This is a genomic window from Kitasatospora sp. NPDC092286, from assembly GCF_044755565.1.
In the GTDB taxonomy this organism is placed as follows: Bacteria; Actinomycetota; Actinomycetes; order Streptomycetales; family Streptomycetaceae; genus Kitasatospora.
In genome coordinates this window covers 62,036-88,601 of record NZ_JBIVRD010000028.1, presented here as the reverse complement: position 1 = coordinate 88,601, position 26,566 = coordinate 62,036, and the positions used below count along the sequence as shown (strand labels likewise).

Here is a 26,566-nt window from a genome sequence, read left to right as displayed (position 1 = left end):
GGCCGCTACTGCGGCCTGCCGCTCTCGGCCGGCTCCGGCTCCTTGAGCCACTCCTCGGGGCCGGCCGGCGCGTACGCGGCGTAGGTCTCCTCCTCGCGCAGCCGCCGGGCGGCGCCGAGGACGAAGACGTCCGGGGCCTGGTCGAGCACCCCGCCGGACGGGTCGTCGCTGCCGTCCCAGCGCACCGGGTCGGACTCCGGCTGCAGGACGTCGCGGATCACCATGCCGCACAGGTAGAGCGTGCCCAGCAGGTGCAGGACGATCGCGAAGTGGTACCAGGACTCGTTGATCCCGTGCTGCTTGGGCCCGGTGACGAAGCCCAGGTGGGACCAGATGCCCAGGGTGTAGAGCACCTCGCAGGACTGCCAGATCAGGAAGTCCCGCCAGCGCGGCCGGGCCAGCACCGCGAGCGGGAGCAGCCAGAGCACGTACTGCGGTGAGTACACCTTGTTGACCAGGACGAACGCGGCCACCACCAGAAAGGCCAGCTGGGCGAAGCGCGGGCGGCGGGGCGCCGAGAAGGCGAGCCACCCTATCCCCAGACAGCTGAGCACCATCAGCACCGCGATGAAGGTGTCGAGGTTCTCCAGGGCCACGCCCCGGCCCTGCATCAGGATCAGCCAGAAGGAGCCGTAGTCCTCCTTGCGGTGCTTGCTGAAGACGTAGAAGGTCGACCAGCCCTGCCAGTTGGCGATCATGATCGGCAGGTCGACCAGCACCCAGGCGGCGACCGCGCCGCCCAGCACCGCCCGGAAGTCGCGCCAGCGGCCGGCCCGCCAGCAGAGCACCAGCAGCGGGCCGAGCAGCAGCAGCGGGTAGAGCTTGGCGGCCGTGGCCAGGCCGATGAAGACGCCCGCCCAGACCGGGCGCGAGCCGGCCCACCAGGCCATCGCGACGGCGGCCAGCGCGACCGCCAGCAGGTCCCAGTTGACCGTGGAGTTCAGCAGCAGGCAGGGGGCGAGCGCGAACAGCAGGGCGTCCCAGGGGCGTCGGCGATGGGTGCGCGACAGCGCCACCACCGCGATCACCGCGCAGGCCATCAGCAGGCCCGCGTTGATCGCCCAGAACCACTGTTCCTGCTGCTGGCTGCTGCCGCCGCCGGGCGTCAGCCAGGCCGAGATCTGCATGAACAGGCCGGTCAGCACCGGGTATTCGAGGTACTGCAGATCACCGGAGGTGCCCGGGATCCGGTCCACGTACGGGTGCAGTCCGGCCGCGAAGCCGCGCCCGGAGAACAGGTGCGGGATGTCGCTGTAGCAGGCGTGGATGTACTGCGGCGAACCCGGCTGGAACCAGGCCTCGTTGTAGCAGGGCAGCTTCTGCACCATGCCGAGCGCCGAGACCACGATCACCAGCAGCGCCAGGAAGCGCGCCGGGATCCACCAGGAGACGCCCAGCAGGGCGCGCCGGCCGGGCGGGCCGCCGATCACCTCGCTGCCGGCCGCCGCCACCGGGTCCTCGTCCGCCGGGACGACCACGGTGTTGGCCGGCGGGGCGGCCGGAGCCGACGGGGCCGCCACGGCGGGCCGGTCGCTCCGAGCGGCTGCCGCGGCCGCCGCGGCGGGGTCCGTCGGGGATGGCCCGGCGGCCTCTTCGGGCCCGGTCCGGCCGACGGTTTCGTCAGGAGCGCTCGACGTCATGCGGGACATCCTGCCGCACCTGTCCCGGCTGGACGAGGAGGCCCCCGCAACGGCCCGGCAGGCGCCCCGCCACGGCCGTGACGAATCGCGCCGAATACGGCGAAACGGCGGTGGCGGCCCTCCGGAGAGGGCCGCCACCGCCGTTGATCACACCGTCAGCCTGCTAGGGAATCGGATTTCCCGATGTACCGCCGGTCGGCGTGGCCGAGGTGCTCGGCCTGCCGGACGGCTTGCCGCCGCCGGTGCCGCCGCCGTTGCCGCCACCCGGGTCCGTGGAGGTCGGGGTCGGCGTCGTACACCCGATGTTCCCGATGATGCAGGTCGGCGAGGCTCCGCCACCGCCGCCACCACCACCGGTCGGGTGCGTCCTGGTCGTCGTCGGGCTCGGCACCGTGCCCGGGCAGTCCACGCCGGGGACGCAGGCCGGGCCCTGGGTGGTGGTCGGCTGCGGCGGCAGCGGGACTCCCGGCTCCGGGGCGGTGGTCGGCACGGTCTCGGTCGACGAGGGAGAGGTCGTGGCGGTCGCGGTGCTCGGGGCGCCGAAGGAGTCCACCTGGCTGCCGATCGGCTGCGGGGCCGGGAAGTCCATCTTCTTCTCGCTGGCCAGGGCGGCCTTCATGTACCGGGTGAAGATGTCCGTCGGGGTGTCACCACCGTGCACCGAGTCCTTGCCGCCGGTTCCCTTGAGCGACAGCCGCTCGTGCTTGACCGGGTCCTCGCGCCACATCGCGACGCTGGTGGCCAGCTGCGGGGTGTAGCCGACCCACCAGGCCGACTTGTTCTCGTCGGTGGTACCGGTCTTGCCGGCCACCGGGCGGCCGAGCGTGTTGGTCTTGGAACCGGTACCGTTCTTCGCCACGTTCACCAGCACGTCGGTGACGTTGTCCGCGACGGCCGTCTCCAGCGCCTGGTTCAGCGCGGGCTTGGCGAACCCGGGGCGCTCCCTGCCGCTCCACTCGACCTTGGTCACCGAGTAGGGGTCGGCCTCCTTGCCGCTGGCGGCGAGGGTCGCGTACGCCGTCGCCATCCGGATCGGACTGACGGTGGAGGTACCGAGCGCGAAGGTCGGGGTCTTGGGGTCGACGAAGCTCTCCTTGCGCACGCCCATCGCCTCCGCGATGTTGGCCACGTTCTGGCCGCCGACATCCTGGTTGAGCTGGACGAACGGAACGTTGTACGAATTCTGCATGGCCTGCCGCAGCGAAACGTAGCCGCGCTTGCCGGGGTCCTCGTTCCGCTGCCGGTACGGCTTGCCGTCGTCGCCGATCACCAGCGAGCCGTCCGGCTTGTGGATCTCGGACATGTCGTCGGAGAGGTAGCGGCTGTCCGCGTTGATCCGCTTCGGCTTGCCCTTGTCGTCGGTCTCGGTCTGCACCCCGATCTGCATCGCCGCGGCCAGCACGAACGGCTTGAAGGTCGAGCCGACCTGGACGCCCTTGGCGTCGGCGTTGTTGTCGAAGTGCTGGTTCTCCACACCGTCGCCGCCGTAGAGGGCGACGATCGCGCCGTCACCGGGCCGGACGGAGGCGGCGCCGAACTGGACCCACTTGTCCTGCTCGGGGCGCTTCTGCAGGTTGAGCGTCTCGCCCTTGACCTCGTCGACGGCCGCCTTCAGGGCGTCGACCTTGTCCTTCTCGAAGGTCGTGTAGATCTTCAGACCGCCCTTGTCGATCACCTGCTGGGTGATCTGGGGGTCCTTGCTCATGACGAACTTGTTGGCGGTGTCGACCAGGTAGCTGATCTCGCCGTTCATGTTGGCCGAGGGCTTGCGCGGGATCGGCTCGGGGAACGCGGTGCACTTGGCCCGTTCCTCGGCCGTGGCGTTCTTGGTGGTGACCATCCGCTCCAGGATCCACTTCCAGCGGCCCTCCGCGCGGTCGTGGTTGGCCGGGTTGGTGGGGTCGTACAGGGTGGCGCCCTTGAGCAGGCCGGCCAGCATGGCGCTCTGGCAGATGTCGAGGTCCTTGGCGTCGACCCCGTAGTACGCCTGGGCGGCGGCCTGGATGCCGGTGGCACCGCGACCGAACCAGCTGATGTTCAGATAGTCCCTCAGGATGTCGTTCTTCTCCATGTCCTGATTGACCTTCAGGGTGATGAAGAACTCCTTCGCCTTGCGGCTGAGGGTCTGCTCCTGGCTGAGGTAGGCGTTCTTGACGTACTGCTGGGTGATCGTCGAGGCGCCCTGGGTCTCGCCGCCGGTCGCCATGTTGTAGACGGCGCGGAGCATGCCCTTGGGGTCGATGCCGCTGTCGGTGCGGAAAGTCTCGTTCTCCGCCGCGATCACCGCGTTCTGCAGGGAGGGGCTGATCTCCGAGAGCTCGACGATCTGCCGGTTGGTCTCGCCCTTGCGGGTCATCTCCGTGCCGTCGGCCCAGTAGTAGATGTTGTTCTGGTCCTTGACCAGGTCGTGGATCTTCGGGATCTCGGTGTTGGCGTACGCGTACCAGACCCCGCCGACGCAGGTCGCGAAGACCACCAGGAAGCCGGTGAGCCACTGCTTCCAGGACGGCAGCCAGCGGCGGACGCCCTGCTTGCCGAAGCGCGGGTAGTCGATGAACCGCTTCTTGCCCGGCTTGCCGGGACCGCCGGGCTTTCCGCCCCGTCCGGCCGGCGGCTCTGCCGCGGCACCACCGCGCCTGCCGCCCTTCTGGGCGGCCTTGCGCAGCTCGGCACGGGTCATCCGGGGCTGCTGCGCGGTCTCCCTGACGCCCGGGGGGCGCCGCCGGCCGGAACCTTCCGGGCCGGGCTCATCGGGTCCGGCTCCGCTCGGGCGGCCGTTGCCGCCCGGGGGCTGCCCACCGCCGCCGTTCGGCGACCTCCGCCGTCGTTCGCTCATGTTTCCAGCTACTCCTCGCCAGGCGGTCGAGCCTGAAGGCAGGGTTCACGTCCGATGCCCGCAACCGCCCTGACCCCGGAGGTTGGTCCTCGTGCACACGCGACAGCGTACGCAGCCGAGATATACAACTAATCGGGCATCAGTTACGTATGACCGCAAAACGGCAGTAGATCATTACACGCCCGTTGCCAAGCCCGCCCGCGCGTCGCCTTGTGATCACATTCACGCGCGCCCCCCTTGCCCCTTCGGAGACCCCGGTTTACTGTTCTCGATATATCGAGCCGATACATCGGAGCGACATACCGCCGGACACGGCGGCCGGAAAACGGCCGGAGGGAAGGAGGACGACAGCAATGGGCAGGCGCTCAGGAGTGCTGGAGTTCGCCGTTCTCGGTCTGCTCCATGACGCCCCGATGCACGGGTACGAGCTGCGCAAGCGGCTCAACGTCCTCCTCGGAACGTTGCGCGCGTTCTCCTACGGAACGCTCTACCCCTGTCTGAAGAGCCTGGTGGCCCAGGGCTTCCTGGTCGAGGACAACCCGGACGTCGAGTACGTCCCGGCCACCGCGCTCAACGGCAAGCGGTCCAAGATCGTCTACCGGCTCTCCCCCGAGGGCAAGCAGCGGTTCGAGGAACTGCTCGCCGACTCCGGCCCCGACGCCTGGGAGGACGAGCACTTCGGCGTCCACTTCGCGTTCTTCGGCCAGACCGACCGCGCGGTACGGATGCGCGTCCTGGAGGGACGCCGCAGCCGGCTGGAGGAGCGCCTGGAGCGCATGCGCAACTCGCTCGCCCGGGCCCGGGAGCGGTTCGACGACTACACCGTCGAGCTGCAGCGGCACGGACTGGAATCGGTGGAGCGCGAGGTCCGGTGGCTCAACGAGCTCATCGAGACCGAGCGGGCCAACCGCACCGGCCGGACCGGGCCGTCCACCGGCGGGCCGAACACCGCAGTATCCGAACAGACTTCGGACGGCCGTGGCCAGGAGGACGGGTCCTCGGACCCGCCCGGGCCACCGTACGACCGCCCGGGGCGCTCCGCCCAGGAGCGCTGACACCGCGTCAGCCCTGTGCCACGCGGCAGGAGTGGGCGCCTCGCGCCCGTCAAGCAGTCATCGAAGAAGCAGGACGAGTGCCGCCGAGCCCCGGCGGCTCTCATGAGATCACAGGGAGCAACCGGAATGGGTTCGGTTCGCGTAGCCATCGTGGGCGTGGGCAACTGCGCCGCGTCGCTGGTGCAGGGTGTCGAGTACTACAAGGACGCCGACCCGGCCGGCAGGGTCCCCGGGCTGATGCACGTCCAGTTCGGTGACTACCACGTCCGTGACGTGGAGTTCGTCGCCGCCTTCGACGTCGATGCCAAGAAGGTCGGCTTCGACCTGGCCGACGCCATCGGCAACAGCGAGAACAACACCATCAAGATCTGCGACGTGCCGCCCACCGGCGTCACCGTCCAGCGTGGTCACACCCTCGACGGCCTGGGCAAGTACTACCTGGAGACCATCGAGGAGTCCGACGAGACCCCGGTCGACGTCGTCCAGGTGCTCAAGGAGCAGCAGGTCGACGTCCTGGTCTGCTACCTGCCGGTCGGCTCCGAGGACGCGGCCAAGTTCTACGCCCAGTGCGCCATCGACGCCAAGGTCGCCTTCGTGAACGCCCTGCCGGTGTTCATCGCGGGCACCAAGGAGTGGGCGGACAAGTTCACCGAGGCCGGCGTGCCGATCGTCGGTGACGACATCAAGTCCCAGGTCGGCGCCACCATCACGCACCGCGTGATGGCCAAGCTGTTCGAGGACCGCGGTGTGATCCTCGAGCGCACCATGCAGCTGAACGTCGGCGGCAACATGGACTTCAAGAACATGCTCGAGCGTGAGCGCCTGGAGTCCAAGAAGATCTCCAAGACCCAGGCCGTCACCTCGCAGATCCGCGACCGCGAGATGGGCGCCAAGAACGTCCACATCGGCCCGTCGGACTACGTGGCCTGGCTGGACGACCGCAAGTGGGCCTACGTCCGCCTCGAGGGCCGCGCGTTCGGCGACGTCCCGCTGAACCTGGAGTACAAGCTCGAGGTCTGGGACTCCCCGAACTCCGCCGGCGTCATCATCGACGCCGTGCGCGCCGCGAAGATCGCCAAGGACCGCGGCATCGGCGGCCCGATCCTGTCGGCGTCCTCGTACTTCATGAAGTCCCCGCCGGTCCAGTACTTCGACGACGAGGCCCGCGAGAACGTCGAGAAGTTCATCCGCGGCGAGGTCGAGCGCTGACCGGCCTCCGGCGCCGCGGGGTTCACGCCCGCTGAGCACTTCACGCCCGCCTGGTGCCGGGGCCCTGGGCCCCGGCACCAGGCGACGGCGGTGCACCACCTCCGTGGAGGGCCCGCGATCGGACGATCGCGGGCCCTCCGGCGTTTCCGGCGAATGTTTCACGTGAAACACCGGCCGGTTCCATGGCAGTCTGGGCGGGTGGCGATCACGGAGAACAGCAGCACCCACCAGTCCGCGCAACGCGCCACACTTCTCGATCTGCTGCGCGGCCGCGACTTCCGCCGGCTGCTGACCGCCCGGGTGCTCTCCCAGCTCTCCGACGGCGTCTTCCAGGTCTCGCTCGCCGCCTATGTGGTGTTCTCCCCGGAGAAGCAGTCCTCTCCCGCCGACATCGCCTCGGTGCTGGCGGTGATGCTGCTGCCGTTCTCGGTGATCGGCCCGTTCGCCGGTGTGCTGCTGGACCGCTGGCGCCGCCGCCAGGTGCTGTACTACGGCAACCTCGCCCGGTTCGGGCTCGGCCTGCTCACCGGCGCCCTCCTCCTGGCCGAGGCCCCGAGTTGGCTGTTCTTCGCCTCCGCGCTGCTGGTCACCGCACTCAACCGGTTCATCCTGGCCGGTCTCTCGGCCGCGCTGCCCCGGGTGGTGCGGCAGGACCAGCTGGTCACCGCCAACGCGCTCTCCCCCACCCTCGGTACGGTCGCGGCGGCCTCCGGCGGCGGCATGGGCTTCCTGCTGCACCAGGTGATGTCCCCCGGGCCGACGGCCGACGCGGCCCTGGTGACCGTCGCCGCGCTGCTCTACCTCTCGGCGGCGCTGGCCGCCCGCCGGATGGACCCCGACCTGCTCGGCCCCGAGCAGCACGCCGGCCACCCGCCGCTCGGCCAGGCCCTGGTCCGGGCCGCCCGCGGGCTGAACTCGGCCCTCCGGCACCTGGTCCGGGACTGCCGGCCCGCGGTGCACGCGCTGACCGCCGTCACCGCGGCCCGGTTCTGCTACGGCGTGCTGATCGTCGTGCTGGTGATGCTCGCCCGCTACACCTTCAACGATCCGGCCGACAGCGCGGCCGGGCTGGTCACCCTGGGGCAGGCGGTCGGCCTCTCCGCCGCCGGGTTCTTCATCGCGGCGGTGATCAGCCCCTGGTGCACCCGCCGGCTCGGGCTGGCCGGCTGGATGACGGCCTGTCTGGCGGCGCCGGTGGTCTTCGTGCCCGCGCTCGGCCTGGGCTTCTCACTGGTGCCCTGCCTGATCGCCGCGCTGCTGCTCGGGGTGGTCACCCAGGGCACCAAGATCTGCGCGGACACCATGGTCCAGGAATCGGTCGAGGACGAGTACCGAGGCCGGGTCTTCGCCATCTACGACGTGCTGTTCAACGTCGCCTTCGTCGCCGCCGCGCTGGTGACGGCGCTGGTGCTGCCGCTCTCCGGCCGGTCGGCCGCGGTGGTCTCGGGTGTCGCCCTGGTGTACGCGCTCACCGCCGTCTTCTACCTCCGGGCGGCCCGGCGGACCGGCCCGCTCCCCGGTGACCGGTCCTCCTGAGACCCCGTGCCCCTCAGAACCGGTCGCGTCCGGGCGAGGCGCCAAGGGTCGCTAAGGTACGTCAGAACTGTCGGAGCGACAGCACCCGGTCTCGAGGGACAACCTGATGAGCACTCCACCCCAGCACCCTGGGCAGCCGCCGCAGTTCGGCCCGCCGCAGGGGCCGCCAGGGGCGCAGCCGGTGCCTCCGCAGCACGGTGCTCCGGCTCCGCAGTTCGGCCCGCCACCGGCGTACGGCTATCCCGGCGCGCCCCAGCCCGCCCAGCCCGCGCCCCCGTACGGTCAGCAGCCGTACGGACAGCAGCCGCCGACGTACGGCCCACCGCCCCAGTACGGCTCTCCGACGTACGGCCCGCCGCCCGACCCGGTGCCCGCCGAGCCGGCGCCGGGGACCGGCCGGAAGGCCAAGCTGAAGATCGTCGGTGCCGTGCTGGGCGGCCTCGCTCTGATCGTCGGCTACTTCGTCAGCGGGCCGAGCGGCAGCAGCGCCAAGGTCGGCGACTGTGTGAAGGCGACCGGTACGCGCGACGTCGAAATCGTCAAGTGCACTGATTCCCAAGCGAATTACAAGGTCGTGGCGAAGTACAACGACACCACCGACACCGCCCGCTGCCGACAGACGACGGGGTCCACCAGCGCGGTCTCGGGCAAGAGCGGCCGGCGCTGGAACAAGAAGCGGTACGTCCTCTGCCTCGGCCCGCTGACCACCGGCACCGGCGTCCCGCCCGTCAAGAAGTCCTGACCTTCTCAAGCCGCCCACAGCCGACCCGACGCGCTGCGGCGATCGCAGGGGGGGTGGCCCCGGAATCCCTCCGGAGCCACCCCCTTTCGCCTGCCCGTCCTCATCGCAGCAGCTCGTCAAGCTCCTCCGGCTCGGCTCCCTCGTCCAGCGCCCGCAGCAGGCGCAGCCGCCGCCGGGCCGCCGCCTTCTCGTCGTCGTCCAGCACGATCCGCTCCAGCCGGTCGACCCGGTCGCCCAGGGCGTCGAGCTTGTGGCTGTTGCGGCCGACCTCGGCCACCAGGGTGTTCAGCAGCGGGGTGACGGAGGTGGCGACGACCTGGCGGACGACCGACTCGGCGATCCGCACCACCGCCGCGTCGATGCTCCCCTCCGGCGGCAGAGGCCCGTCGTCCACAGGCCGGTCGACCGGGTTCTCCACCGGCCCCGGCCGGGCGACCCGCTCGGCGTCCAGCAGGTAGGACCGCACCTGACGTGCGGTTTCGCTGTCCCGCAGGAGCATCGCGACGTTCAGCACGGTGCGCCGGGTGAACAGCGCGAGGGACTTGGCCCGGGTCTTGATTCCACAGACCTCCTTCAAGGAGGCCAGTCGGGCCCCGGTCGCCACCGAGTACCCGTTCATCACCAGCTCGGCGCGGTGATCGATGACGAGCGAGTACACCGCCTTCTCACCCACCCCGAAGTACCGCGCGACGCCCTCCGTCGTCACGTGCACGCCGTCCGGCAGCAGGCTCAGTGCCCGCACCCGGTCCAGCGTCTCCACCCGGTCCGCCACGCTCGCGCGCATCGTGGGGGACTCCAACAGCACCGCTTCGATGGCCATGGCCTCGTCGCTCCTTCCGGAGGGGTACGTCCCCTCCCTCGGACGGAGCAACGAGGCCCTCACCCGAATGCCACGGCCACCCAGGCCGAACCACATCTTCGAGTGAATGTGCTAACGGATGCCTGACGGTTCGAGGCCCGGCCGAACCCGACCTCAGCCCTGCTGGACGTCCCACCAGGCACGGAGCGCGGCGACGGCCTCGTCGTGCTCCATCGGGCCGTGTTCGAGGCGGAGCTCCAGCATGTGCTTGTAGGCCTTGCCGACCTGGGGGCCCGGCTTCAGCCCGAGCAGTTCCATGATCTGGTTGCCGTCCAGGGCGGGGCGGACGGCGTCCAGCTCCTCCCGGGCCCTCAGCTCGTCGATCCGCGTCTCCAGCCCGTCGTAGGTGCGGGAGAGCGCGGTGGCCTTCTTGCGGTTGCGGGTGGTGCAGTCGGAGCGGGTGAGCTTGTGCAGGCGCTCCAGCAGCGGCCCGGCGTCGGTGACGTAGCGGCGCACCGCGGAGTCGGTCCACTCGCCGCCGCCGTAACCGTGGAAGCGCAGGTGCAGCTCGACCAGGCGGGAGACGTCCTCGGTGAGCTCCTTGGAGTACTTCAGCTCGCACATCCGCTTGCGGGTCATCTTGGCGCCTACCACCTCGTGGTGGTGGAAGGAGACCCGGCCGTCCGACTCGAACCGGCGGGTGCGCGGCTTGCCGATGTCGTGCAGCACCGCCGCCAGCCGCAGGGTGAGGTCCGGGCCGTCCTGCTCCAGGTCGATGGCCTGCTCCAGGACGGTCAGCGAGTGCTCGTAGACGTCCTTGTGCCGGTGGTGCTCGTCACGCTCCAGCCGCAGCGCCGGCAGCTCGGGCAGCACGTGGTCGGCGAGCCCGGTGTCGACGAGCAGCCGCAGGCCCTTCACCGGATGGTCGGCGAGCAGCAGCTTGTTGAGCTCGGCCTGGACCCGCTCGGCGGAGACGATCGAGATCCGGTCGGCCATCGCGGTCATCGCGGCGACGACCTCGGGGGCGGGCTCGAAGTCGAGCTGGGCGGCGAAGCGGGCGGCGCGCATCATCCGCAGCGGGTCGTCGGAGAAGGACTCCTCCGGGGTGGCCGGGGTGCGCAGTACCCGCGCCTCCAGGTCCTCCAGTCCGTGGTGCGGGTCGACGAAGCCGCGGCCGGGCAGGTCGACGGCCATCGCGTTGACCGTGAAGTCGCGGCGGACCAGGTCCTGCTCGATGGTGTCGCCGTAGCTGACCTCGGGCTTGCGCGAGGTCCGGTCGTACGCCTCGGAGCGGTAGGTGGTGATCTCGATCAGGAAGGAGCCCTGCGGGGTGTCCTTGCGTGCGCCCACGGTGCCGAAGGCGATGCCGACGTCCCAGACGGCGTCCGCCCAGCCCTTGACCAGCTTGAGCACCTGGTGCGGACGGGCGTCGGTGGTGAAGTCCAGGTCGTTGCCGAGCCGGCCCAGCAGGGCGTCCCGGACGGAGCCGCCGACCAGCGCCAGCCGGTGACCGGCCGCCTCGAAACGGCGGGCGATCTCGTCGGCGACCGGAGAGACCCGCAGCAGTTCTTGCAGCCCGAGGGTCTGCGCCTCGCTCAGGCCTGGGACGACCTGGGTGGCGGTGCTGGAATGATGGGCGCCGGACTCGTGGGCAGTGGGCTCATTGACAGTGGACACGGCTCACAAGGGTACGTGCCCGGGCGGCTCAACCGCCCGCGCGTTTTCGGCGTCTCAGCTCAAGGGCCGCAACACCGCACCCCTGGCAGCATCGTTACCATGCCGGTGGAGCGGGTCGCGGGCACCGGGAAGCGGTTGCCGTGCCGCGTGCCGTCACGGCCGACCGGACGGCGGACGGCCGCGTTCCTCACGGCTACTCCTCACGGCCGCGCGTATCGGCCGGCGGAGCATCCGCAGCACCAAGCAGCGACAGCATCAAGCAGCGAGCGATCGAGAACGGCGAGGGCGAAGCGCGTGGGCGAGCCGGCACGGCACTCGGGCCTGGAGGCGTACGGACAGCCTGGACGGACCGGGCATGCCGCCGACCGGGGGGAGCCGGGGCGCCGCGCGGCGCGCACGGCCCGGCGGTTCGCGGCCGCCGTCGGCGCGGCGCTGGCGCTGCTGTCGGCCGCGCCGGCCGGCGCGCTGCCGAACGGCGGCAACCTCCCGGCCGCCGACTCCACCGTCTCCGCGGAGTACCCGGTGGTGATGACCATCGAGACGATGACCCCCATGGTCACCGCGCAGAACGGCACCGTGACGATCACCGGCCAGGTCACCAACGGTGGCAAGTCGGTGCTCAAGTCCGCGCACGCCGCGGTGCGCAAGCCCTGGTCGGGCAAGCCGCTGACGGCCCGCAGCGAGCTCTTGAACGTGGCCGGCCGGACCAGCCCGACCGGCTCGGACGGCGTCGAGCTGGACAGCCCGCAGTACGCGCTCAACGAGCTGGGACCGGGCCAGACCCAGCAGTACACCCTGGGGGTCGCGGTGAACGACCTCCAGCTCTCCGGAGAGGGCGTGTACGAGCTGGCGGTGGACGTCTGGGGTTCGACCGCGGACAACCAGCGCGACCGGCCGCTCGGCATCGCCCGGACGTTCCTGCCGTACAGCCCGACGCCGGCCGACGCGCAGCCGTCCAAGGTCGCCATCCTGTGGCCGCTGGTGCACGCGCCGGTGCTGGCCGCGCAGACCATCTCCGAGAACGAGCAGACCGTCTCGGTGCTGCGCGACGACAGCCTGGCCGCCGACTTCTCCCCCGGCGGTCGGCTGTACGAGCTGGTGGACACCGGATCCAAGCTGCCGGGGCTGACCTGGGTGGTCGACCCGGACCTGCTGGACACCGCGTTCGCGATGACCAGGCCGTACCGGGTGCAGAAGCCGGGCACCGAGCATCAGGCGGCGAAGGAGGACAACACCGTCCAGGGCACCGGCCAGGCCGCCGCGACGGCCTGGCTGGAGAAGCTGCGCACGGCCGTCGCCAAGCCGACCAGCCAGGTGGTGTCGCTGCCGTACGCCGACCCGGACCTCGCCTCCATCGCGCACAACGGCGCCGACCTGCAGGGCATGGACGCCGCGCTGGGCAAGGCGGCCACGGCGGGCCGGCTGACCGTCGAGGGCCGGCTGGCGGTGGACACCCGCTCCGATGTGGCCTGGCCGTACCAGGGGTATCTGGACCAGCAGATCGCGGGCGTGGCCCAGCGTGCGGGCGCCGGCCTGGTGCTGGTGAACGGGGCGAGCCTGCCGGAGTCGGACGCGCTGAAGTACACGCCGACCGCGGTACGCCCGATCGGCAACGGGCAGACCGGGGTGGTGGCCGACGAGACGATCGCCGGTCTGTTCCAGTCGGACCTGAACACCCCGCAGGCCCAGACCCTGGCGGTGCAGCGCTTCCTGGCCGAGACCTTCGTGATCAGCCGCCAGGAGCCGCAGAACCCCCGTGGCCTGCTGGTGATGCCGCCGCGCGAGCTGACCGCCGACACCGCCAAGGTGCTGGCCACGGCCCTGCAGACGGCGCAGACCGGCAAGTGGGTGGAGCAGGTCAAGCTGGACGTGGTGGCCCAGAGCGCCCCCGACCCGAAGGCGAACGGCTCCGTCCCGGCCGCCGCCGACTACCCGGCCCACGCACGCTCCTCGGAACTGCCGTCCTCGGACCTGACCGGCACCATCAAGATCCAGAGCGATCTGGACCTGCTGATGCGCGTCCTGACCCTGCCGCAGCGGGTGCGCGGTCCGTTCAGCGCGGCCATGGTCCGCTCGATGTCGACGGAGTGGCGGACCCAGGCGCCGGCCGGCAGCACCTACCGCGACGGGGTGTCGACCTACCTCGGCGATCTGACCAAAGCGGTGAAGGTGCCGCAGAAGAACGTCATCACCCTCGCCGGGGACACCGGGGTCCTGCAGGTCAGCGTCCGCAACGACCTCACCCAGCCGGTCACCAATCTCAAGCTGGTGCTGCGCCCGACCCAGCCCAACCGGCTCCGGGTCAGCGATCCGGAGGAGCTGGTCCTGCCCGCCTCGCAGAGCGTCACGCTGCGGTTCCAGGCCGAGGCGCAGAACAACGGGCCGGTCCAGATGACCGCCCAGCTCTGGACCACCGGCCCGGACTCCCGGCCGTACGGCGACGAACAGCGGTTCACCGTGGAGGTCACCTCGGTGACCAACGGCGTGCTGTACGTCTTCGGCGGCGGCCTGGTGCTGCTGCTGCTGGCGGCGCTGCGCTTCTTCCGCCAGCGCAAGCGGCGGGGGGCCGACACCGAGGACCCCGACGCACCGCTCTCCGAAGAGCCCGCCCCGGCCGGGGACGCGGGCGACGGGGAGGGGCCCGAACGTGGAGGAGCCGCGCAGACACCGCGCGGCAGCGCCGCAGATGGCCGGGATCAGGCCACCAGTGATGAGAAGGTTGGTCCTTGATACCGCCGACACCCCCCGATTCCGGGGCGGCCTCCCCCACGACAGCGAAGAGGTGACATGACCGGGCGCAGCGAGGAGCGGCCGCCGGGCCGCGGTGAGGGCCGGCCGGCCGCGGAGTCGCCGTCCGGCGACTGGTACGTGGCCGACACCTACGCCCAGGACCCGTACGCGGCCAACGCGTACCAGGGTCACCAGGACGGTCAGGACCCGTACGGTCTGGGGGCCGCCCGGCCCGCCGCGCCGCAGCAGCAGGCCGCCGCCTACGACGTGCCGCCGCAGCTGCCGCCGCAGGGGGGCGGCTACCCGACGCCGGTTCCGCCGGTGCAGCCCGGCTGGGACGCCCCGGCCCAGGCGGGCTGGCAGGAGAACCGGCCCGGCTGGGAGCAGCCGGCCCAGGCCGACAGCCAGTCCGGCGCCCAGTGGGGCGGCCAGTGGGGCGGCCAGCCGCAGTGGCAGCCCGGCCCGGCGCACTCGGCGTGGGACTCCGAGACCACCGAGTACGTCGGGGTGGACGCGCTGTTCGGCGGCGGCCATGCCGCGGCGGCCCAGCCCCAGCCGCCGCTGGTCCAGCCCCCCGGGCCCCAGGCCTACGCGGCCCAGCCGCCGATGCCCCAGCCGCCGCTGGTCCAGCCGTTCATGGGACAGCCCCCGCTGGGCCCGCCGCCCGTCGCACCCGCGCCGTTCCCCCCGGGCGGCGGGTACCCGGGACAGCACGGACACCCGCACGACCCGGACGGGCAGCGCCCGTTCGTCCCGCCGATCGAGTTCGACCCGCCGCTCTCCGAGGAGGAGGCCACCAGGCAGGTGGCGGCGGTGCAGCTGCCGCCCGCGGTGGAGCCCCTGGAGGAGCTCGCCGCCGAGGAACGCACCGCCCCGGCGCCCGCGGCCGGTGGCGGCGGCAAGGTCACGAGCCTGCTCAACTCCAGCGCGATCATGGCGGCCGGCACCCTGGTCTCCCGGGGCACCGGCTTCCTGCGCACCATGGTGATCACCAGCGCGATCGGCATCGCCGTGATGGGTGACTCCTACAACGCGGCCTACACCCTGCCGACCCTGCTCTACATCCTGATCGGCGGCGGCGCGCTGAACGCGGTCTTCGTGCCGCAGCTGGTGCGCAGCATGAAGAACGACGAGGACGGCGGAACCGCCTACGCCAGCCGGCTGCTCACCCTGGTGATGGTCGGGCTCGGCGCCGTGGTGCTGCTGGCCGTGGTCGGGGCGCCCCTGCTGGTCCAGCTGATCTCGCACCCGATGATGGAGAACCCGACCCGGGCCGCGACCACCGTGGCGCTGGCGCGGTACTGCCTGCCGACCATCTTCTTCATGGGTATCCATGTGGTGATGGGGCAGATCCTCAACGCCCGCGGCCGCTTCGGCGCGATGATGTGGACCCCGGTCCTCAACAACATCGTGGTGATCTTCACCTTCTCCGCGTACATCTGGGTCTACGGCAGCTTCGGCAGCACCGAGGTCACCCCGGAGACCGTCTCGCCCGAGGGCGTCCGGCTGCTCGGCATCGGCACCATGGTCGGCCTGGTGGTCCAGGCGCTGGCGATGATCCCGTACCTGCGGGCGGCCGGTTTCCGCTTCCGGCCGCGCTTCGACTGGCGTGGCCACGGTCTGGGCAAGGCCGGCCGGCTGGCCAAGTGGACCTTCTTCTTCGTGCTCGCCAACCAGGCCGGCTTCCTGGTCATCACCCAGCTGGCCACCGCCGCCGGCAGCGCCGCCGAGAAGACCGGCCACCGCGGTGTGGGCCTCGCCGCGTTCTCCAACGCGCTGCTGATCTGGCAGCTGCCGCAGGCCGTGATCACCGTCTCGATCATGAGCGCGGTACTTCCCCGGCTCTCCCGGGCCGCCGCCGACGAGGACGCCGGCGCGGTCCGCGACGACCTCTCGCACGGTCTGCGCACCACCGCGGTGGCGGTCGTCCCGGCCGCGTTCCTGTTCCTGGCCCTCGGCCCGGCGATCGGCCGCGCGATCTACGCGGTGGGCGGCGACCGGACCGTCCTGCTCAGCGCCACCAACGTCGGTCTGATGCTCTCCGCCTTCGCACTGGGCCTGATCCCTTACTCGGCGCAGTACGTGATGCTGCGCGGCTTCTACGCCTACGAGGACACCCGCACGCCGTTCTCCAACACCGTCTGGGTGGCGGCCTGCCAGGCCGTCTTCTCGGTGCTCTGCTGGTTCGTGCTGCCGCCCGAGTGGACGGTGACGGGCATGGCGTTCGGGTACGGTCTGGCGTACGCCATCGGAGTGATGGTGGCCGTACCGAAGCTGAAGCGGAAGATCGGCGGCCTGGACACCAAGCGGATCGGCAGGACCTACAGCCGGCTGGCGGCCGCCTGTGTGCCCGCCGCCGTGGTCGGCCTGGCCGTCAGCCTGGCGGTCCAGCGCGTTCTCGGCGGCTGGCCGGGCAGCGTGCTCTCGGTCGTCCTGGCCGGCGGGCTCCAGCTGGCCGTCTTCGTGCTGATCGCGAAGCGGCTGCGGATCGAGGAACTGAACGCCATGCTGGGGATGGTCCGCGGCCGACTGGGCCGCTGACCACACGTACCAACCGGCCGCACCGGCCGCCGCCCTGACCGGGCGTCAACCGGACGGACGGGGTTCTCCGCCCCACCGGGGCGGGCACTGGGCCGCCATCGGCTCCCGGGTCGTCCCGGGCTCCGCGATGGCGGCCCAGTGCCGGATCCGCACCACATCTCTCCACCACCGCGCAACCGCCCGGACCTTTCAGCGGTCGTACCCGGTGGAGAAGAGTGGGCACAATTGTCCTGGAGCGCTGGGCCTGCCCGCCCGCGTGCTCCAGCGACTCTCTCAGGCCGGGGCGACACAAGGGGAGGCAGGACCACGGTGGCTGATGGCACCAAGGCGGTCGTCGACACGTCAGCGGCTGACGGGACGACGGACGAGGCCGCGCTGGCCGCCGCGATCGACGAGCTCGCGGTCGACACGGCCGCCGGGACGGACGACGCCGACGACACCGCCGACCGCTCCCCCGAAACCGCCTCCAGCGGCGAGGAGACCTCGGAGATCACCGCACCGCTGTCGGCCGACGAGATCGCCGCCGAGCTGGCCGCGGGCGCCGCGCGCGCCGCCGCCGCGGACCGGCGCCGAACGGGCCAGGGGGCGGCGAAGCCGTCCGCGGGTGCGCCCTCGGGACACCCCGCCGGCCGCCCTCCGCAGGACCCGCAGCCCACCGTCGACCCCCGCGCCACCGGCACCCTCCCGCGTACCCTGCCGGCCCCCCTGCGGCACAGCGGCGACAAGATCGGCAACCGGTACCGGCTGGAGGAGTGCATCTCCCAGACCGAGACCTTCAGCAGCTGGCGGGCGGTCGACGAGAAGCTGCGCCGGGCCGTCGGCGTCCATCTGATGGCCTCCGGGCACCAGCGGGCCCGCGCCGTCCTGGCCGCCGCCAAGTCCGCCGCGCTGCTCGGCGACCCGCGCTTCGTCCAGGTCCTGGACGCCGTCCAGGAGGGCGAGCTGGTCTACGTCGTGCGGGAGTGGCTGCCGCACGCCTCCGACCTCGCCAAGCTGCTCGCCGACGGCCCGATGGAGCCGCACGAGGCCTACCAGATGGTCCGCCAGGTCACCGATGCCGTGGCCGCCGCCCACCAGCGCGGCCAGGCCCATCTGCGGCTCACCCCGCGCTGTGTGCTGCGCACCGACAGCGGCCAGTACCGGATCAACGGCATCGCGGTGGACGCCGCCCTGCGCGGCCTGCCCGCCGAGGACACCGCCGAGGACACCGCCGAGGACACCGAGCGCACCGACACCCGGGCCATCGGCGCCCTGCTGTACGCCGCGCTCACCCACCGCTGGCCGTTCCCCGAGGACCGCTACGACCTCCAGGGGCTGCCGAAGAACCTCCGCGAGGTGCCGCCGGACCAGGTCAGGGCCGGGGTCCACAAGGGTCTGTCCGAGCTGGCCGCCCGCGCCTTCTTCGACCACCCGCCGCACCACGCCGAGCCGATCACCACCCCCGAGCAGCTGGCCAGGGCCATCGCGCTGATGCCCCGCATCCGCCAGCCCGAGCCGGAGCTGCCGGCCTTCACCGCCCCGCCCCGGCACAACACGCACGCGCTGCCCACCGCGCCCAACCCGACCCGGGTGGTCGCCGCCCCCGGCATCGCCCAGCCGCCGGCCGGTCCCCGCCCGGTCCCCGCCCGGCGCACCCGGCGGCGGCTGCGCCGGGTGCTCAAGGTGACGGCCTGGACGGTCGCCCTCGGCGCGATCGGCGTCGCCTCCTGGCAGCTGGTCGACAGCCTGCGCAACAACCAGCCCGCCGTGGCGACCTCCCCGTCCGCGACCGTCACCTCACCGACGACACACGCCACCACCCACACACCGGTGCCGATCCCGGTCAAGGACGCGCAGTCGTACAACCCGCAGGGCGATGGCCCGGAAGGCGCCTACTCGACCGCCAAGGCCTTCGACGGGGACCCGAACACCGCCTGGGTCCCGCAGTGGTACAACGACCCGTTCGGTCCCAAGCCCCTCCTCAAGGAGGGCACCGGTCTGCTGATCGACCTCGGCACGCCGCAGACGGTCAGCTCGGTGAACGTCCAGTTCCTCGGCTCCACCACGGCGGAGCTGCGGGTGCCGAACGCCCAGGCCGCCGCCGCCCCGCTGAAGGCGCAGCCGGGGGACTACACGGTGCTCGGCAAGCACAGCGGCCCCACGGCCGACTACACCCTGGAGAGCCCGGTCACCACGCGCTACCTCCTGATCTGGATCACCAGCCTGCCGAAGGATCCATCGGACGGCAGGTACCGCGGCGGGATCGCCGAGGTCAAGGTCTCCGGCTGACCGGACCGGCACGGCGGGGGCAGGGCCTGGCACACCGGAGCGCAGGACACGGGAGGGGTGGCGGTGGCGGACGGCGCGGACCGGACGGACGACGACGCGGCGCTGCTCGCCCGGCACGTCGCCGGCGACCGGGACGCCTTCGGCCTGCTGGTCAGCCGCCACCGCGACCGGCTCTGGGCGGTCGCGGTGCGCACCCTCGGCGACCGTGAGGAGGCCGCCGACGCCCTCCAGGACGCGCTGGTCTCCGCGCTCCGCTCCGCCCACACGTTCCAGGGCCGCTCGGCCGTCACCACCTGGCTGCACCGGATCGTGGTCAACGCCTGCCTGGACCGGGCCCGCCGCACCGCCACCCGCCGCACCGGACCGCTCGACGACGACCCCCGGCGGCTGGACGCCCTGGTCGGCTCCGCCGAACCGGCCGACAGCCCGGTGGTCCGCGCCGAGGTGCACCGGGAACTCACCGCCGCGCTGGCCGAGCTGCCGGTCGAGCAGCGGGCCGCCCTGGTCCTGGTCGACATGCAGGGCTATCCGGTCGCCGAGGCGGCCGAACTGCTGGGCGTGCCGGTCGGGACGGTGAAGAGCCGCTGCGCCCGGGGCCGGGCCCGGCTGCTCCCGCTGGTCCGCCATCTGCGCGGCGACGGCGGCGCACCCGCCGTTTCACGTGAAACAGCGCCCGCTCCCGGGACGACGGCACCGGCGGAACGGGGCGCCGCCGCCCCGCCGGGGAACCCCTCGGGGCCCCGTACCGTCCCAGGGACAGGCCTGGACACCGGCCGACCGATCCTGGAAGGAGACGCGAGCGCGCGATGACGGCCCCCCTCTCCTCCCCCGACCCCATCGGACCGCACCCCGACCCGGACGAGCTCGCCGACCTCGCCGAGGGGCTGGTCGAGTCCGCCGCCACCGCCGGGGCCCTGCGACGGCACCTGGACGGCTGCGCCGAGTGCCGCGAGACGGCCGACGCGCTCGCCGAGGTCCAGGCACTGCTGGGCGCCGTCGAACCGCCGCCGATGCCCGCCGACCTCGCCGGGCGGCTCGACGCCGCCCTGGCCGCCGCGGTCGCCGAGGCCGTGGAGGGCGCCCAGGAGGCCGCTGCGGCCGACGACGGGGCCGGGCCCCCGGCCCGGCCGTCCCGCCCTGCCACGGCGCCGTCCACGGCGCCCGCACCCCCACTCGCACCGCCGCCCGGCCGTCCGTCCGCGGCCACGGCGCCCGCCGGTCCCGGCGCCACCGGAGCGGGCCGCTCCCGCCCCCGCCGACGACGGGCCGGCCTGCTGCTCGGCTCGGCCGCCGCCCTGCTCGCGATCGGCCTCGGCGGCGTCCTGCTGCTGCGCCCCGCGGACCGGCAGTCCGTCGACGGCACCATGGCGAAGGCCGACGCCCCGGCCGCCGCCGCTGCCACCACCGACGGCAGGGCGGAGCACGCCGCCGGCGGCACCGTCTACCGGGACGACCGGCTCGCGGCCCAGATCCAGCAGTTGCTCGCCCGGACCACCGCCACCCCCGCTCCCCCGGCGGCCAAGCCCTCCGTCCCCTCCGGGCCCGCCGACGGAACGCCCGCCGACGGGCCGCCCGCCGACGGAACGCAGGGGCTCGGCGGTGGCGGCCGCTCCGCCCCGGCCTGCCCGGCGCCCGCCGACGGACCGCCGCTGGCCACCGACCGCGGCAGCTACGCCGGCGCCCCGGTCGAGGTCCTGGTGTACCCGGTGCCGGACCGGTCCGGGCTGCTCGACGTCTATCTGCGCTCCCCCGGCTGCGGGCCGGTCCTGCTGCACCGCACGGTCCCGGCCCGCTGACCGACTGTTCCCGAGCGATCCACGCCCAGCACGGCCCGGCGCTCCCGGACTGCGGGCACCTGGTACTGATCCGCCTGGGAATGCGAGACACTGGTCAGTCGTTGTCCCGGGCGGCGGAGCAGGACCGCCCTCCCCGCACCTAACGCGGGTCGCGATGCGAACCAGGAGATGCAGTGAGCGACGTCCGTAACGTGATCATCATCGGTTCCGGCCCGGCCGGCTACACGGCCGCGCTCTACACCGCCCGTGCCTCCCTCAAGCCTCTGGTCTTCGAGGGGGCCGTCACCGCCGGTGGCGCGCTGATGAACACCACCGAGGTGGAGAACTTCCCCGGTTTCCGGGACGGCATCATGGGTCCCGAGCTGATGGACAACATGCGGGCGCAGGCCGAGCGGTTCGGCGCCGAGCTGATCCCGGACGACATCGTCGCGGTGGACCTCACCGGCGACATCAAGACCGTCACCGACTCCGAGGGCAACGTCCACAAGGCCCGCGCGGTGATCGTCACCACCGGCTCCCAGCACCGCAAGCTGGGCCTGCCGAACGAGGACAAGCTCTCCGGTCGCGGCGTCTCCTGGTGCGCCACCTGCGACGGCTTCTTCTTCCGCGACCAGGACATCGCGGTGGTCGGCGGCGGTGACACCGCGCTGGAGGAGGCGACCTTCCTCTCCCGCTTCGCCCGCAGCGTCACGATCATCCACCGCCGTGACACCCTGCGCGCCTCCAAGGCGATGCAGGAGCGCGCCTTCGCCGACGAGAAGATCCGCTTCGAGTGGGACAGCGCGGTCGAGGCCATCCACGGGGACCCGAAGCTGACCGGCGTCACCCTGCGCGACACCACCACCGGCGAGACCCGCGAGCTGGCCGTCACCGGCCTGTTCATCGCCATCGGCCACGACCCGCGGACCGACCTCTTCACGGGCCAGCTGGACCTCGACGCCGAGGGCTACCTCAAGGTCGAGGCCCCCTCGACCCGGACCAGCATCCCCGGCGTCTTCGGCGCGGGCGACGTGGTCGACCACACCTACCGCCAGGCCATCACCGCCGCCGGCACCGGCTGCTCCGCCGCGCTGGACGCCGAGCGCTACCTGGCCGCGCTGGCCGACCTCGAGGCCCAGGCCGCCACCGTCGCGGTCTGACCTCCGCACCACCGACCGCCCCCGGCGGGGGTGTTCCACGTGAAACACCCCCGCCCCGGCCAGGCAGAAACAGAACGGGCCCGCCCGTTGTTCTTCTGGCAGCAGCCCTCTCCGTTCGATCCCGAGGAGTTCCCGTGGCCGGCGCCACCACCACCGTCACCGACGCGACGTTCAAGGCCGACGTCCTGGACAGCGACAAGCCCGTTCTGGTCGACTTCTGGGCCACCTGGTGCGGCCCGTGCCGCCAGGTCGCCCCGATCCTGGAGGAGATCGCGGCCGAGCACGGCGACAAGCTGACCATCGCCAAGCTCGACGTCGACAACAACCAGCAGACCGCGGCTCAGTACAACGTGATCTCCATCCCGACGCTGATCGTCTACAAGGGCGGCGAGCCGGTGAAGTCGATCACCGGCGCCCGTCCGAAGGCCGCGCTGCTGCGCGAGCTGGCCGAGTTCATCTAGGTCCGGCCCGACCGGCACGACGAGGGCGGGGCTCCCCCATCGGGAGCCCCGCCCTCGTCGTGTTCCTCCCCCTCGGCCCGGCTCCGGGCGAGCGGCCGGGAACGGTCGGCCGGCTCAGAACGGCCGCAGCGCCGGCTCCTTGCGAGCCCCGCCCAGGAGCCGCTCCAGAGCCCCCTCCACATCGCCCCGCCAGGACAGCGTGGTCCGCGCCTCCAGCCGCAGCCTCGGGTAGCGGGGGTGCGGACGAACGGTCTTGAAGCCGACCGCGAGCAGATGGTCGACCGGCAGCACACAGCTCGGCGGCTGCCGTCCGACCGCGCCGAAGGCCTCGACCGCCCGGACCCCGCGGCCCAGCAGATCCTTGGCCACCGTCTGCACCAGCACCCGACCGATCCCCTGCCGTTGATAGCCCGGCAGTACCCGGCTGATCATCAGCTGGACGGCGTCCGGAGAGACCGGACTGGTCGGGAACGACTGCGAGCGGGGCACATAGGCGGGCGGGGCGTAGAGCACGAACCCGGCGGGCTGGTCGTCCACATAGACGATCCGGCCGCAGGACCCCCACTCCAGCAGCACCGCGGAGATCCACGCCTCCTTCTCCTGCTCGGGCTTGCCGGACTCGACCGCCGCCCGCCCGCTGACCGGGTCCAGCTCCCAGAACACACAGGACCGGCAGGTCGTCGGCAGATCTCCGAGGTTGTCCAGCGTCAGCGGAACGATCCGGCGTCCCATACCCCGCACCTCCTCGTCCACTCCACAGTCGAGCATTCCCCCCGAACGCCGATGGGTGCATGTTTCACGTGAAACACCGCTCACGTGGAACATGCACCCATCGGGATTCGCCTTCGGCCCGGCTCAGCCCTGCGACAGCCGTAGCCCGTCCTCGCCCGGGGCCAGGCTGTCCAGGATCCGGTTCAGGTCCTCGACCGAGCCGAACTCCAGCACCACCTTGCCCTTGCCCAGCTTGCCGCCGCGCTGCGAGACCTCGACCTTGACCCGGGTGTCGAAGCGGTCCGACAGCCGGCTCGCCAGATCGTTGACGGCCGGGGAGATCAGCTTGCCCGCCTTCGGCCCGGACTGGCGCTGCGGCTTCTCCTCGTGGTTCATCACCGTGACGATCTCCTCGGTGGTCCGCACCGAGAGGCCCTCCTCGACGATCCGCCTGGCCAGCCGCTCCTGCCGCTTGCTGTCCGGCACGCCGACCAGGGCCCGGGCGTGCCCGGCGGTCAGCACCCCGGCGGCGACCCGCCGCTGGACCGGCGGCGACAGCCTCAGCAGCCGCAGGGTGTTGGAGACATGCGGACGCGAGCGGCCGATCCGGTCCGCCAGCTCGTCATGGGTGCAGGAGAAGTCCCGCAGCAGCTGATCGTAGGCGGCGGCCTCCTCCAGCGGGTTCAGCTCCGCCCGGTGCAGGTTCTCCAGCAGGGCGTCCAGCAGCAGCTTGTCGTCCTCGGTGGCCCGGATGATCGCCGGGATCTGCTCCAGCCCGGCCTCCCGGGAGGCCCGCCAACGCCGCTCGCCCATGATGAGCTCGAAGCGCTCCGGACCGACCTGGCGCACCACCACCGGCTGCAGCAGGCCCACCTCCTTGATGGAGGCGACCAGCTCGTCCAGCTTCTTCTCGTCGAAGACCTCGCGCGGCTGGCGCGGGTTGGGCGTGATCGCGTCCAGCGGCAGCTCGGCGAACCGCGCACCGGTCACCTGGGCGAGGTCCGCCCCGACGAGCTCAGCCGCCGCCTCGCGCTCCCGGACCGCCTGCTCCCGCAGGCTCTCCGCGGCGGCCTTCGCCGCCACCGTGCCGCGGCCGGTCGGCAGCACCGGCACCGCCGTCGGCGACACCGTCCCCGCGGCCACCACCGAGGCCGGGGCGGACGGGACCACCGCGGGCTCTGCCGCCGCCCCGCCGGCCCCCGGCGTGGCGGCCGGGATCAACGCCCCGAGCCCTCGTCCCAGACCCCTGCGACCACTCACCGATTGTCCTCCGTCGTACCGTGCTGTGCCGTTGGGGCGCCTTGCCCCGTACCGCCGTCGCGCTGCTGGCCCACCGTCGAGCCACCGACCCCGATGCCCACCGCGCGCAGCGCCAGCTCCCTGGCCGCCTCCAGGTAGGAGAGCGCACCCGTCGAGCCCGGGTCGTAGGTGAGCACCGTCTGGCCGTAGCTGGGTGCCTCCGAGATCCGGACCGAACGGGGGATCGCGGTGTGCAGCACCTCCTCGTGGAAGTGCGTCCGGACCTCCTCGGCCACCTGGGCGGCCAGCCTGGTCCGGGCGTCGTACATGGTGAGCAGAATGGTGGAGACGTGCAGCGTGGGGTTCAGGTGCGCCCGGACCAGCTCGACGTTGCGCAGCAGCTGGCCGAGACCCTCCAGCGCGTAGTACTCGCACTGGATCGGGATCAGCACCTCCTGACCGGCGACCAGGGCGTTGACCGTCAGCAGCCCGAGCGAGGGCGGACAGTCGATCAGGATGTAGTCCAGCGGCTGCTCGTACGCGGTGATGGCGCGCTGGAGCCGGCTCTCCCGGGCGACCAGCGAGACCAGCTCGATCTCCGCGCCGGCCAGGTCGATGGTGGCCGGGACGCAGAACAGCCCCTCGACGTCCACCACCGGCTGCACCACATCGGCCAGCGGCTTGCCCTCCACCAGGACGTCGTAGATCGACGGGACCTCCGCGTGGTGGTCGATGCCGAGTGCGGTGGAGGCGTTTCCCTGCGGGTCGAGGTCGACCACGAGGACGCGCAGTCCGTGCATGGCGAGCGAGGCGGCCATGTTGACGGTGGTGGTGGTCTTGCCCACCCCGCCCTTCTGGTTGGCCACCACGATCACCCGGGTGGCGGCGGGCCGGGGAAGGCCCTCGCCCGCTCGTCCGATCGCTCGGACCGCAGCCTGGGCAGCACGCGCGATGGGCGTGTCATCGATCTGGTCGATGGTCTCCGAGTCCTGCATGGGGGTCAGTGTTTCACGTGAAACCGGAGCGGCAACAGTTGCCGCCCGGATAAGGCCGAGCCCGCGGCGGAGCCGGAGGTCAAGACCGTCGGAGAGCAGGGAGCGACGTTTCACGTGAAACACCATGCCCGCTATGTCGGAATTCTGACGGTGCGACACTCCGTCGCGAAGCAGAACGGGCGGGCGGCCCGAAGAGGCCGCCCGCCCGTTCCCACGCGTCCGCTCAGCGGCCGCGGCGCCGTCCGCCGCGGCCCCGCTCGCCGACCCGCGAGGCGTTCGCGTTCCGCCCGGCCCGGGCCGCCTTGGCCCGCCGGGTCGCCGCCTTCACCCCGCCGGGGCTCTCCCCCGCCTTCACCTGGATCACCCGGGTGGAGGTCTCCAGGGTGCCCTCGCCCACCGAGATCACCGACCACTCCACGGCGCCCAGCTTGGTCAGCCCGGCCCGCGAGTCCGCCAGCTCCTGCTCCGCGCTGTCGCCCTTGAGCGCCAGCATCTGCCCGTGCGGGCGGAGCAGCGGCAGGCCCCAGCCGGCCAGCCGGTCCAGCGGTGCCACCGCCCGGGCGGTGACCACGTCCACCGCGAGCTTGCCGACCATCTCCTCGGCCCGCCCGCGCAGGACGGTGACGTTCTCCAGGTTCAGCTCGCGGACCACCTCCTCCAGGAAGGTGGTCCGGCGCAGCAGCGGCTCCAGCAGCGTCACCGAGACGTCCGGGCGGGCCAGGGCCACCGGGATGCCGGGCAGGCCGGCTCCGGAGCCGACGTCGCACAGGGTCGATCCGGGCGGCAGCAGCTCGGCGAGCACCGCGCAGTTCAGCACATGGCGGTCCCAGAGCCGGGGCACCTCGCGGGGGCCGATCAGCCCGCGCTGGACACCCGCCGTGGCCAGCAGCTCGGTGTACCGGACGGCGGCGTCGAAGCGGTCGCCGAAGACCTCCCGGGCCACGGCCGGCGCCTCGGTCAGCCCCTCGGCGGCCGGCCCCTCGACCGCCGGACCCTCAGCGGCCGAATTGCCGGCACCCGTCGCCGGCTCACCGGCAGCCGCGTTCTCCGTGTCCATCTCGACCTCTCCGCTCCCCGGATCCACCGACCCGCGCATCGCACCGTTTCACGTGAAACATCTCTCGCCGGGCTCTCGGCCCGGCGGCCCCGCAGAGGGACAACGACCCCGCCCGCACAAGGCGGACGGGGTCTG

General features: G+C 72.3%; 19 protein-coding genes. 11 read left to right on the top strand and 8 right to left on the bottom strand.

What is annotated here, in order from left to right; all coding sequences use genetic code 11:
* Positions 1 to 5: 5 nt before the first annotated feature.
* Both ACIQIB_RS26380 and ACIQIB_RS26375 read right to left on the bottom strand, forming a co-directional pair.
* Positions 6 to 1,640, bottom strand: a complete 1,635-nt coding sequence (locus ACIQIB_RS26380) for a glycosyltransferase 87 family protein (protein ID WP_363613795.1) — start codon at positions 1,638 to 1,640, stop codon at positions 6 to 8.
* A gap of 163 nt (positions 1,641 to 1,803) precedes the next feature.
* Positions 1,804 to 4,320, bottom strand: a complete 2,517-nt coding sequence (locus ACIQIB_RS26375) for a transglycosylase domain-containing protein (protein WP_400761060.1) — start codon at positions 4,318 to 4,320, stop codon at positions 1,804 to 1,806.
* Positions 4,321 to 4,829: 509 nt separating this feature from the next.
* Here ACIQIB_RS26375 and ACIQIB_RS26370 point away from each other — a divergent pair.
* The 4 genes from ACIQIB_RS26370 (at position 4,830) to ACIQIB_RS26355 (ending at position 9,018) form a co-directional block, all read left to right on the top strand.
* Positions 4,830 to 5,531: a PadR family transcriptional regulator gene (locus ACIQIB_RS26370; RefSeq protein ID WP_363613799.1), complete on the top strand. Its 702-nt coding sequence runs from the start codon at positions 4,830 to 4,832 to the stop codon at positions 5,529 to 5,531.
* A 126-nt stretch (positions 5,532 to 5,657) separates the two neighbouring features.
* Positions 5,658 to 6,740 (top strand): inositol-3-phosphate synthase, encoded by a 1,083-nt coding sequence (locus ACIQIB_RS26365; RefSeq protein ID WP_363613801.1) that lies wholly within the window; start codon positions 5,658 to 5,660, stop codon positions 6,738 to 6,740.
* Between the two features lie 198 nt (positions 6,741 to 6,938).
* On the top strand, positions 6,939 to 8,276 hold the full coding sequence (locus tag ACIQIB_RS26360; RefSeq protein ID WP_400761058.1) for an MFS transporter: 1,338 nt from the start codon (positions 6,939 to 6,941) through the stop codon (positions 8,274 to 8,276).
* A gap of 106 nt (positions 8,277 to 8,382) precedes the next feature.
* Positions 8,383 to 9,018, top strand: coding sequence for a hypothetical protein (locus ACIQIB_RS26355; protein WP_400761055.1), 636 nt, complete (start codon positions 8,383 to 8,385; stop codon positions 9,016 to 9,018).
* Between the two features lie 100 nt (positions 9,019 to 9,118).
* Here the strand turns inward: ACIQIB_RS26355 and ACIQIB_RS26350 are convergent, their stop codons facing one another.
* Positions 9,119 to 9,838, bottom strand: coding sequence for a restriction endonuclease (locus tag ACIQIB_RS26350; RefSeq protein ID WP_363613023.1), 720 nt, complete (start codon positions 9,836 to 9,838; stop codon positions 9,119 to 9,121).
* A gap of 153 nt (positions 9,839 to 9,991) precedes the next feature.
* A complete protein-coding gene (locus ACIQIB_RS26345; protein ID WP_363613084.1) occupies positions 9,992 to 11,416 on the bottom strand; it encodes a CCA tRNA nucleotidyltransferase in 1,425 nt (474 codons plus the stop codon).
* 372 nt (positions 11,417 to 11,788) lie between these two features.
* Here ACIQIB_RS26345 and ACIQIB_RS26340 point away from each other — a divergent pair, with 372 nt between their 5' ends.
* From ACIQIB_RS26340 to trxA, 7 genes are all read left to right on the top strand, one after another.
* Positions 11,789 to 14,224 carry a DUF6049 family protein gene (locus tag ACIQIB_RS26340; RefSeq protein WP_400761052.1) on the top strand — a complete coding sequence of 812 codons (2,436 nt, stop codon included), beginning with the start codon at positions 11,789 to 11,791 and terminating at the stop codon, positions 14,222 to 14,224.
* A 57-nt stretch (positions 14,225 to 14,281) separates the two neighbouring features.
* On the top strand, positions 14,282 to 16,765 hold the full coding sequence (gene murJ / locus ACIQIB_RS26335) for a murein biosynthesis integral membrane protein MurJ (protein WP_400761050.1): 2,484 nt from the start codon (positions 14,282 to 14,284) through the stop codon (positions 16,763 to 16,765).
* A 309-nt stretch (positions 16,766 to 17,074) separates the two neighbouring features.
* A complete protein-coding gene (locus ACIQIB_RS26330) occupies positions 17,075 to 19,033 on the top strand; it encodes a protein kinase family protein (RefSeq protein WP_400761048.1) in 1,959 nt (652 codons plus the stop codon).
* Between the two features lie 63 nt (positions 19,034 to 19,096).
* Positions 19,097 to 19,843 (top strand): RNA polymerase sigma factor SigM, encoded by a 747-nt coding sequence (sigM, locus tag ACIQIB_RS26325; RefSeq protein ID WP_400654084.1) that lies wholly within the window; start codon positions 19,097 to 19,099, stop codon positions 19,841 to 19,843.
* A complete protein-coding gene (locus tag ACIQIB_RS26320) occupies positions 19,840 to 20,829 on the top strand; it encodes a hypothetical protein (protein WP_400761045.1) in 990 nt (329 codons plus the stop codon). Before sigM ends, ACIQIB_RS26320 begins: the two co-directional genes overlap by 4 nt.
* A gap of 173 nt (positions 20,830 to 21,002) precedes the next feature.
* A complete protein-coding gene (trxB, locus tag ACIQIB_RS26315) occupies positions 21,003 to 21,968 on the top strand; it encodes a thioredoxin-disulfide reductase (protein WP_363613035.1) in 966 nt (321 codons plus the stop codon).
* Positions 21,969 to 22,102: 134 nt separating this feature from the next.
* On the top strand, positions 22,103 to 22,429 hold the full coding sequence (gene trxA / locus ACIQIB_RS26310) for a thioredoxin (RefSeq protein WP_363613037.1): 327 nt from the start codon (positions 22,103 to 22,105) through the stop codon (positions 22,427 to 22,429).
* A gap of 114 nt (positions 22,430 to 22,543) precedes the next feature.
* Here trxA and ACIQIB_RS26305 read toward each other — a convergent pair whose 3' ends face one another.
* The 4 genes from ACIQIB_RS26305 to rsmG all read right to left on the bottom strand — a co-directional run bounded on the left by ACIQIB_RS26305 (position 22,544) and on the right by rsmG (position 26,431).
* Positions 22,544 to 23,161 carry a GNAT family N-acetyltransferase gene (locus tag ACIQIB_RS26305; RefSeq protein WP_363613039.1) on the bottom strand — a complete coding sequence of 206 codons (618 nt, stop codon included), beginning with the start codon at positions 23,159 to 23,161 and terminating at the stop codon, positions 22,544 to 22,546.
* Between the two features lie 123 nt (positions 23,162 to 23,284).
* On the bottom strand, positions 23,285 to 24,400 hold the full coding sequence (locus ACIQIB_RS26300) for a ParB/RepB/Spo0J family partition protein (protein ID WP_363613041.1): 1,116 nt from the start codon (positions 24,398 to 24,400) through the stop codon (positions 23,285 to 23,287).
* Positions 24,397 to 25,347 (bottom strand): ParA family protein, encoded by a 951-nt coding sequence (locus ACIQIB_RS26295; RefSeq protein ID WP_400654280.1) that lies wholly within the window; start codon positions 25,345 to 25,347, stop codon positions 24,397 to 24,399. Before ACIQIB_RS26295 ends, ACIQIB_RS26300 begins: the two co-directional genes overlap by 4 nt.
* Before the next feature lie 250 nt (positions 25,348 to 25,597).
* Complete coding sequence (gene rsmG, locus ACIQIB_RS26290) at positions 25,598 to 26,431, bottom strand: 16S rRNA (guanine(527)-N(7))-methyltransferase RsmG (RefSeq protein WP_363613045.1); 834 nt, start codon at positions 26,429 to 26,431, stop codon at positions 25,598 to 25,600.
* Positions 26,432 to 26,566 lie beyond the last annotated feature (135 nt).

What these genes read in the sequence shown, in the direction of transcription:
- ACIQIB_RS26380 (WP_363613795.1), bottom strand. Translation starts at nt 1,640, where the DNA reads ATGACGTCGAGCGCTCCTGACGAAACCGTCGGCCGGACCGGGCCCGAA.
- ACIQIB_RS26375 (WP_400761060.1), bottom strand. Translation starts at nt 4,320, where the DNA reads ATGACCCGTGCCGAGCTGCGCAAGGCCGCCCAGAAGGGCGGCAGGCGC.
- ACIQIB_RS26370 (WP_363613799.1), top strand. Translation starts at nt 4,830, where the DNA reads ATGGGCAGGCGCTCAGGAGTGCTGGAGTTCGCCGTTCTCGGTCTGCTC.
- ACIQIB_RS26365 (WP_363613801.1), top strand. Translation starts at nt 5,658, where the DNA reads ATGGGTTCGGTTCGCGTAGCCATCGTGGGCGTGGGCAACTGCGCCGCG.
- ACIQIB_RS26355 (WP_400761055.1), top strand. Translation starts at nt 8,383, where the DNA reads ATGAGCACTCCACCCCAGCACCCTGGGCAGCCGCCGCAGTTCGGCCCG.
- ACIQIB_RS26350 (WP_363613023.1), bottom strand. Translation starts at nt 9,838, where the DNA reads ATGGCCATCGAAGCGGTGCTGTTGGAGTCCCCCACGATGCGCGCGAGC.
- murJ (WP_400761050.1), top strand. Translation starts at nt 14,282, where the DNA reads ATGACCGGGCGCAGCGAGGAGCGGCCGCCGGGCCGCGGTGAGGGCCGG.
- ACIQIB_RS26320 (WP_400761045.1), top strand. Translation starts at nt 19,840, where the DNA reads ATGACGGCCCCCCTCTCCTCCCCCGACCCCATCGGACCGCACCCCGAC.
- ACIQIB_RS26305 (WP_363613039.1), bottom strand. Translation starts at nt 23,161, where the DNA reads ATGGGACGCCGGATCGTTCCGCTGACGCTGGACAACCTCGGAGATCTG.
- rsmG (WP_363613045.1), bottom strand. Translation starts at nt 26,431, where the DNA reads ATGGACACGGAGAACGCGGCTGCCGGTGAGCCGGCGACGGGTGCCGGC.